5 protein-coding genes are annotated in these 7,451 nt (G+C 73.0%); 2 read left to right on the top strand and 3 right to left on the bottom strand.

Annotation, left to right across the window (positions count from 1 at the left end; translation table 11 throughout):
• Positions 1–102 precede the first annotated feature (102 nt).
• From VFZ92_RS34255 to VFZ92_RS34245, 3 genes are read right to left on the bottom strand one after another with little or no spacing between them, the layout of a single operon-like run.
• On the bottom strand, positions 103–1,491 hold the full coding sequence (locus VFZ92_RS34255; RefSeq protein WP_330880696.1) for a pitrilysin family protein: 1,389 nt from the start codon (positions 1,489–1,491) through the stop codon (positions 103–105).
• Entirely contained in the window at positions 1,488–2,777 is a 1,290-nt protein-coding gene (locus VFZ92_RS34250; protein WP_330880694.1) for a pitrilysin family protein, read from the bottom strand. Before VFZ92_RS34250 ends, VFZ92_RS34255 begins: the two co-directional genes overlap by 4 nt.
• A 9-nt stretch (positions 2,778–2,786) precedes the next feature.
• A complete protein-coding gene (locus VFZ92_RS34245; RefSeq protein WP_330880692.1) occupies positions 2,787–4,466 on the bottom strand; it encodes a DUF2207 domain-containing protein in 1,680 nt (559 codons plus the stop codon).
• Between the two features lie 137 nt (positions 4,467–4,603).
• Between VFZ92_RS34245 and VFZ92_RS34240 the strand changes: the two genes are divergently transcribed.
• A complete protein-coding gene (locus VFZ92_RS34240; RefSeq protein ID WP_330880690.1) occupies positions 4,604–5,845 on the top strand; it encodes a neutral zinc metallopeptidase in 1,242 nt (413 codons plus the stop codon).
• Positions 5,846–5,969: 124 nt separating this feature from the next.
• On the top strand, positions 5,970–7,451 hold the full coding sequence (locus tag VFZ92_RS34235; protein ID WP_330880688.1) for a neutral zinc metallopeptidase: 1,482 nt from the start codon (positions 5,970–5,972) through the stop codon (positions 7,449–7,451).

Below are 7,451 nucleotides of genomic sequence, written 5' to 3'. Positions count from 1 at the left end.
CCTTGGGCCACAGCGCGGCGATTCGCTCGGGATCGCCGCGCAACGGCTCGGACCGGTCGATCGCGAACCGCGACAGCGCGGGCAGACCGACGAGATCGAAGCTCACTGGAACGAGACCCCGCCCAGAGCGGCCAGCTTCGGCTTGAGCAGCTCGGCGTCGCCGACCAGCACACCGGTGAAGTTGCCGGGAGCGAAGAACTCCAGCGCCGCCGCGGCGACCTGCTCCGGCGTGACGGCCTGCAGTCGCTGCGGGTGCGCCACCAGCCAGTCGATGCCGAGGCCGAGCGCGACGAGGTTCACCAGGAACGACGCCAGGCCGGACTGCGACGACGTGGTCGTGAGCAGCGTGCCGATCGCGTAGCTGCGCGCGACGTCCACTTCGGACTCCGTCGGCGGCACCAGGCCGAGCCGGGCGAGCTCGTAGCGGGTCTCCAGCAATGCCGCCGCCGTCACGTCGGAGGCCGTGTCCGCGTCGATCAGCAGCGTGGCGCCGTGGATCGTGAACTCCGGGTGCGAACGGGCGCTGTAGGTGTAGCCCTTGTCCTCGCGGATGTTCTCCACCAGGCGGGAGGAGAAGAAGCCGCCGTAGACCAGGTTCGCGAGCTGGAGCGCCGGGTACTTCGGGTCGGTCCGCTGGACCGCGCGGCCCGCGAGCCGGATCTGCGACTGCACGGCGCCGGGCCGGTGGACCAGCACGACGTCGCCGGGCGTGACCGGGGGCAGCGGGCTGATCGTGACGGCGGTGCCCTCGCCGGTCCACCCGGCCAGCACGGACTCGACGGTGCCGATGACGGCGTCCGGGTCGACGTCGCCGACCAGCACGAGCACGGAACCCCTGGGCAGCACGGCCTTCGCGTGCAGCGCCACGACCTCCTCGCGCGACACCCGCGCGACCTCCTCGGCCTCCGGCATCTCCTTGGCGAACGGGTGGTCGCCGTAGAGGTGCTTCTGGAGGGCCTCGCGGGCGATCACGTTCGGCTGCGAGCGGGCCAGCGCGATCCGCTCCACGAGGCGGTCGCGCTCGCGGTCCACCTCGTCGGCCGGGTAGGTCGCGCCGGTCAGCACGTCGCGGATCACGTCGAGGACGGTGTCCAGGCCCGTGGCCAGGACGCTGCCGGAGATGCTCAGCCGCTCGGGGTCCACGACCGCGTCCAGCTCCGAGCCGACCAGGGCCAGCTCGGTGTCGATCGCGATCCGGTCGCGGGTGGCGGTGCCGGTGAGGATGGTGTTCGCCAGCACCTCGGCCCACGCCGAGTGCTGCGAGCCGACGCTGGAGGCGGCCGGGTCGGCGAACGGGATCCGCAGGCGGACCTCGACCATCGGCACGGACGCGCGGCGGACCGCGATCACCCGCAGGCCGTTGGCGATCGTCGTGTCGACGGTGGACAGGTCGGCGGACGGGCGCTGCTCGCCGAGTTCCGGAAGCGGGCGGGGCCCCTGCTCCGTGCGGCCGATCTCGTCGGCGCTGCGGTGCGACACTGGGGCGGTCACTCGGTACCTCCGGCGTTGGCGGGGTTGACGATCAGGACGGCGCGCGAGTCGGGACGCAGGGCCTTCGCCGCGGCGGCGACCTCGTCGACGGTCACGGCGGCGATGCGGTCGGGCAGCTCGTGGATCAGCTCGGCGCGGCCGAACAGCAGCTCGGCCGACCCGAGGGCCAGCGTGCGGTTGGTGAGCCGGTCGTGCTCGCGGTGCATGGTGGACGCCCAGCGGGCCGTCACCTTGGCCAGCTCCTCGACCGTCGGCGGCTGCTCGGCGAGCAGCTGGAGCTCCTCGTCCAGCGCGGCGACGACCCGCTCGACCGGCACGTCCGGCGCGTGGATCGCGGTGATCGTGAAGCTGTCCGGGTCGCGCGCCTCCAGCGGGCCGAACAGGCCGCAGCCCGCGTTGATGTCCGTGACGATGGCGTCGCGGTGCACCAGCCGCTGCTGGAGCCGGGAGCCGTCGCCGTCGGTCAGCACGCCCGCCAGCACGAGGTAGGCGAGGTAGGCGTCCAGTTCGGTCACCGGGTCCGGGACGCGGTAGCCGATCGCGACGGCGGGGAACGGCGCGTGCGGGTCGGTCTGCTCGGCGCGGACCTCACCCTTGGGGGCGTCCTCGGCGAACGACGGGCGCTCGGGCACGGTCCGCGCGGGCACGTCGCCGAAGTGCTTCTCGACCAGTGCGCGGGCGTTGTCGACGGTGAAGTCGCCCGCCACCGTCAGCACGGCGTTGCCCGGCGCGTAGTAGGTGTCGAAGAAGGCGGCGCAGTCCTCGACGGTCGCGTTCTCCAGGTCGGTGAAGTCGCCGTAGCCGTTGTGGGCGTTCGGGAAGGTCTTGAACAGCACCGGCGGCAGCAGGATCCAGGGGAACCCGCCGTACGGCCGGTTCAGCACGTTGAGGCGGATCTCCTCCTTCACCACGTCGATCTGGTTGTTGAGGTTCTCCTGGGTGATCTTCGGTGCGCGCATCCTGTCCGCTTCGAGGAACAGCGCGCGCTCCAGTGCCGCCGACGGCAGCACCTCGTAGTAGTCGGTGTAGTCGGGGTGCGTCGACCCGTTGAACGTGCCGCCCGAGGACTGCACGTGCCGGAAGTGGGCCAGCTTCTCCAAGCTCTCGCTGCCCTGGAACATCAGGTGTTCGAACAGGTGCGCGAAGCCGGTGCGGCCCTCCGGCTCGGATCGGAAGCCGACGTCGTAGTGCACGCTCACGCCGACCACCGGGGCACTCGTATCGGGGGCGAGCACCACCCGCAGTCCGTTGGGGAGCGTGAACCTGTGCAGTTCGGGTAGCGCCATGAAAGCAGCCTACGGCTTCTGGCCCCGGAGTGATCGGAGGTGCCCCGCCTGGGCGAGCACACCGTCGAGCGCGCCGAGGAACGCCGGGAAGTGCCGCGCGAACCGGCCGAGGTCCGGACTGCTCTCGGACTCCCCGAACCAGTAGAGGCCGGGTGTGCCGCCCGCGCCGGACGGGAGGGGCGCGAACGCGCCGAGCCAGCGGTCCGTCGCCCCGAGCACCACCGCGTAGGGCAGGGAGCGGGAGAAGACCATCTCGCGGTCGGACTCGGGGATGTCGCCCGGCGAGACCGAGTGGAGGTAGCCGCGCAGGCCGCGGACGTGCTCCAGCAGCGCGCTGCCGCGCTTGGTCCTGGCGGGCATCGAGCGGGCGCCGACCGTGAGCGCGAGGCCCGCGACCACGACGACCAGGCCGAGCAGCGCCGCGCCGCCGCTGAACGCGAGACCGACGGTGAGACCGACCCCGGCCACCGCCAGCACCACCCCGTAGAGCGACCACCGGCCGCGGACGGCGTCCGGGCGGCGGGTGAACCAGTTCTTCTCGACCACGTCGGTGTAGAGGCGGTCCCGCACCTCGCCGAGGTCGATCTTGCGGCCGCGCAGCTCGGAGACCAGCACGGAGTCGGTGCCCTCCGGCAGCAGCGCCTCGAAGACCGCGCGCTCGTAGCCGGACAGCGAGTCGTCGACCGGGTTGCGCCGGACCAGGGTCCAGTCCAGCACCCCGCCAGCCGACCCGACCTCGGAGATCCACAGGTAGTTGCGGACGGCGAGGTCGATGATCGTCGCGGTCACGTCCACCACGTCGACGTGCTCGTCCACGACCGTGCCGACCTGGCCGGGCAGCACGCCGTCCGGCGAGGCGAACGCGACCCCGCCGCCGGGGCCCGCGACCAGCACGTCGACCGGTCCGACGTCGGCGGCCAGCGCGCGGGCGTCGCGGCCGCGCAGGAACCAGAGCAGGACGAAGCCGCCGACCAGCGCGACCACCAGCACCAGCAGCGCCACGGCGCTCGCCGGGGTGAGGGCGAACGCGGCGGCGAGGCCCCCGCTCTCCACGACCCTGGCGTTCGCGGGCGCGGCCCCGTCCTGGAGGCCGACCGCGATGTCGACCCGGTCGCCGGGCGGCAGGTCGATCTCCTTCGCGCGGACGCCTCGGCCGTCGCCGAGCTCGGCGGTCGTGCACGGCGACGACGAGCCGGGCGGACCGGCCAGGCAGGTCACCGACCTGGGCGCATCCGGTGCGATGACCGACATCGACACCGAGTCGAGGGGGGTGTCCCAGCCGCTCGCGGGCTGCCAGCGCAATTCCAGGGTGTCACCGATTTGAGCGACTGCGCCCACCAGCACGTAGTGAATAGTGGAGGTGCCGGAGTTGACCGAGACGGTGAACTCCTCGGCGTTCGCGGACGCCGAGCCCGAGCCCTCGACGGAGGCGTCATTGATCTCGAACACCCGGTCCCGGTCCTCGCCGACGGCGATCCGCAGCGGCACCGTGCGCCGCGCGGTCGTGCCCTCCGGCACCGTGACGACCTCGGTGACGGTGACCTTGCCGTCGCGTTCCAACTTGAGCCGGACGTCGGTGCCGAAGGCGCCGGGGAGCGGTTGGCCGCTGGTGGGTTGGGCGAACGCGGGCCCGGTGAAACCGCACAGCGCGATGGCGCCGACCAGCGCCACTCCCCAGTTTTTCAACACGGCCGCGGACAATAGCGGAGTCCGCCTATGCTCTTGTGCTGATTCGGGTAGAAGCGATAATGGGGGAACCTCAACCAATGACGCAACCACCGCCGCCGGGTGGCTGGCCGCCACCCCGACCGGTAGGGCCGCCTCCGGTGCCCGCGCCATTGCACCCCCAGCAGCCCGCTCAGGGCCCGCCGCAGCAGTCGCAGTGGCCCGGCCTGCGCCCGCAGCCGCCGCAGGCCCGCCCGCCGGTGCCGCCGCCGCGCCCGGTCATGCCGCCGCCGGTGGCCGCGCCGCCGCCCAGCCCGTGGGGTCACCCGCCGCCACCTCAGCGGACGCGGTTCCAGCCCGGCCCGACCCCTCCCGGCCCTCCCGGTCCGCCCGGCTGGGGCCCGCCCCCGCAGTACCCGCCCTACCAGCCGAAGAAGAGCAGCGGCCCGCTCGTCGCGGGCGTCCTGTTCGCCGTCGCGATCCTCGGCATCGCGGTGATCGGCGTGGTCGCCGCGACCGGCACGCCGAACCGGGCCAGCGACGCCGGGTACTCCGGCTACTCGACCTACAGCTACACGCCCCCGACGACCACCACGACCACCGCCGCCACGACCAGCGGCGGTCGCGCCAGCACCAGCAGGCCGGCGACCGCGTCGGCCACCTCGTCCAAGCAGGCGGGTCCGAAGGCCGTCATCAAGCTCGGTGACAACCCGATCCACCAGCCCGGTCTCGGCGCGTTCGACATCGACGGCTGCGCGCTGCCCGGCATGGACTACTCCCCGGCCGGGCAGGACACCTTCCTGCGCGCCGCGCTGCCGTGCATCGAGAGCATGTGGAAGCCGTCGTTCACCAAGTCCAACCTGCCCTACCAGCCCGTCGAGCTGGTCATCGTCACGTCCACGATCACCAACCCGTGCGGCCAGATGGGTCCGGACCGCACCGCGATGTACTGCGACGGGACGATCTACTGGACGGCGAACTACTACGCGGGCGAGCAGGGCTCGAACAACCCGAACCACCCCGGCAAGTACCTCGGGCAGCTCGCGCACGAGTACGGTCACCACATCCAGTGGTTGTCCGGGATCCTGCGGGCCTCGGGCGAGGCGCAGTACGACAAGGGCGGCTGGGACACCCCGGCAGGCCTCGACCTGAACCGCCGCAAGGAGTTGCAGGCGACCTGCTTCGGCGGGATGACCCTCGCACCCCTTTCGCACGGTGCCATCCCGAGGGACGTGATCGACGTGGCGCTGCGCGACGCGAGCACCAGGGGCGACTACCCCGTGTACCCCACCCGCGACCACGGCGCGCCCGAGCGCAACGCCCAGTGGGTCATGGACGGGTTCACGAACAACGAGACGAGCGCCTGCAACACGTGGGTGTCGGACGCGCAGAGCGTCAGCTGAGCCCGTGGGCGACGAGGGCGTGACACCGCCGCGGGAGTCGGCAGGTGGGGGCGTCGTGGATGATGGTCGCCAGGTCAGCAGCGGTGGAGGGCTTCCTCCGGCTGTCGGACCCGGTGGTGGTGGCGTGGTCGGTGGCGACGGCGGGGTGGCTGTGCGGGCTGGTTCGGGAGCGGACGGGGTGCCGGAGGACTCGGCGGCGGGGTCGGCCGTCGGGGAGTCGGAGGCGGGCGTCGTGCCCGCGGACGGGACCGCTGACGACCCCGCGGTCGAGGGGGTCGCGGCCGAGCCCGACGCCCCGGTGACCGACGAGCCGGTGACCGACGCCCCGGTGGTCGACGAGCCTGCGGCCGACGCCCCGCCTCCGGTGGTGGCCGACGAGCCGGACACCTTCCTGACCGCCGAGGCCATGGAGTTCTTCGCGGTCGCCCGGAGCGGGACCGCCCCCGCCGAGAAGCCCCCGACCCCTCCGGTGGCCGGGACGCCGGTGGCCGGGACGTTCGGCGTGGCCGAGATCTTCCGCGCCGCCGAGGCCACCCAGTTCATCACCGCGCCCAAGCCGGAGGCGCCGTCCCCGGTCACCGAGCGGGTCGAGCCGGTCGGGGTCGTCCGCGATCCCGACGACGCCGAGACCGTGGTGTTCGCGGGCGTGCTGGACCTCGACGAGCCCGCCGAGCCCTCCGAGGCCGCGGTGGTGGTCGAGCACCGGGTGGTCGAGCAGCCGGGGAACAACCCGGCCGCGCTGGTCGGCGTGTTCACCATGATCCTCTGCGCCGTGCTCGGCCTGGGCCTGCTCAGCCGCATCGACGGCACCAGGCAGGTCCCCGGCCGCGCCGTCGCCGCCCCGTACACGGCGGCCATGGCCCCGACCAGCGCCGAGGCCGTGCGCCCCCGCCCCGTGCAACGCCTGGAGGACCACCCGCTCCTCCTCACCCCGAGGCCGCTGCCCGAGATCACCTGCGAACTGCCCGCGTTCGGCACCTCGGACCAGCAGCTGGCCGACTACTACGCCGCGGGCGTGGTCTGCCTGGACACCGCGTGGGCCCCGGTGCTGAAGGACGCGAACCTCCCGTTCGAACCGCCGTCGCTGGACGCCGCGCCGGAGCTGTCGAACGGCCCGTGCGGCGCCGCTCCCGCCTCCGAGGACGCCGTCGCCTACTACTGCGGGCGCAACCGGATGATCTACATGCCCACCAGCAGGCTGCGCGAGAACGGCGGCGGCGACCGCCCGGCCACGCACCTGGCGACGCTGGCGCACGAGTACGGCCACCACGTCCAGGCGATGACCGGGATGCTCCGCGCGGCCGACCTGAAGATCGTCAACGCGGGCGAGAAGACCCCGGCGGGCCTGGAGATGTCGCGCCGCATCGAACTCCAGGCGAACTGCTTCGCCGGCATGTTCCTCGGTGCCGCCGCGGGCCGGGGCTCGATCACGACCGACCTGGCCCGCCGCGCCGAGGAGGACTTCCAGTACGCGATGGAGGAGAGCCCGGAGAAGAACGCCCACGGCAGCCCGACCAACCAGGGCGACTGGGCGCTCAGCGGCTTCGAGGCCAACTCCACCGACGCCTGCAACACCTACGCCGCCCCGGCGGGCGCGGTCGGCTGA

It is taken from the genome of Umezawaea sp., from assembly GCF_036375055.1.
In the GTDB taxonomy this organism is placed as follows: Bacteria; Actinomycetota; Actinomycetes; order Mycobacteriales; family Pseudonocardiaceae; genus Umezawaea.
This window is presented reverse-complemented; position numbering and strand designations above follow the sequence as displayed.

Coding starts and splice junctions, on each gene's coding strand:
- VFZ92_RS34250 (WP_330880694.1), bottom strand. CDS start 2,777: ATGGCGCTACCCGAACTGCACAGGTTCACGCTCCCCAACGGACTGCGG.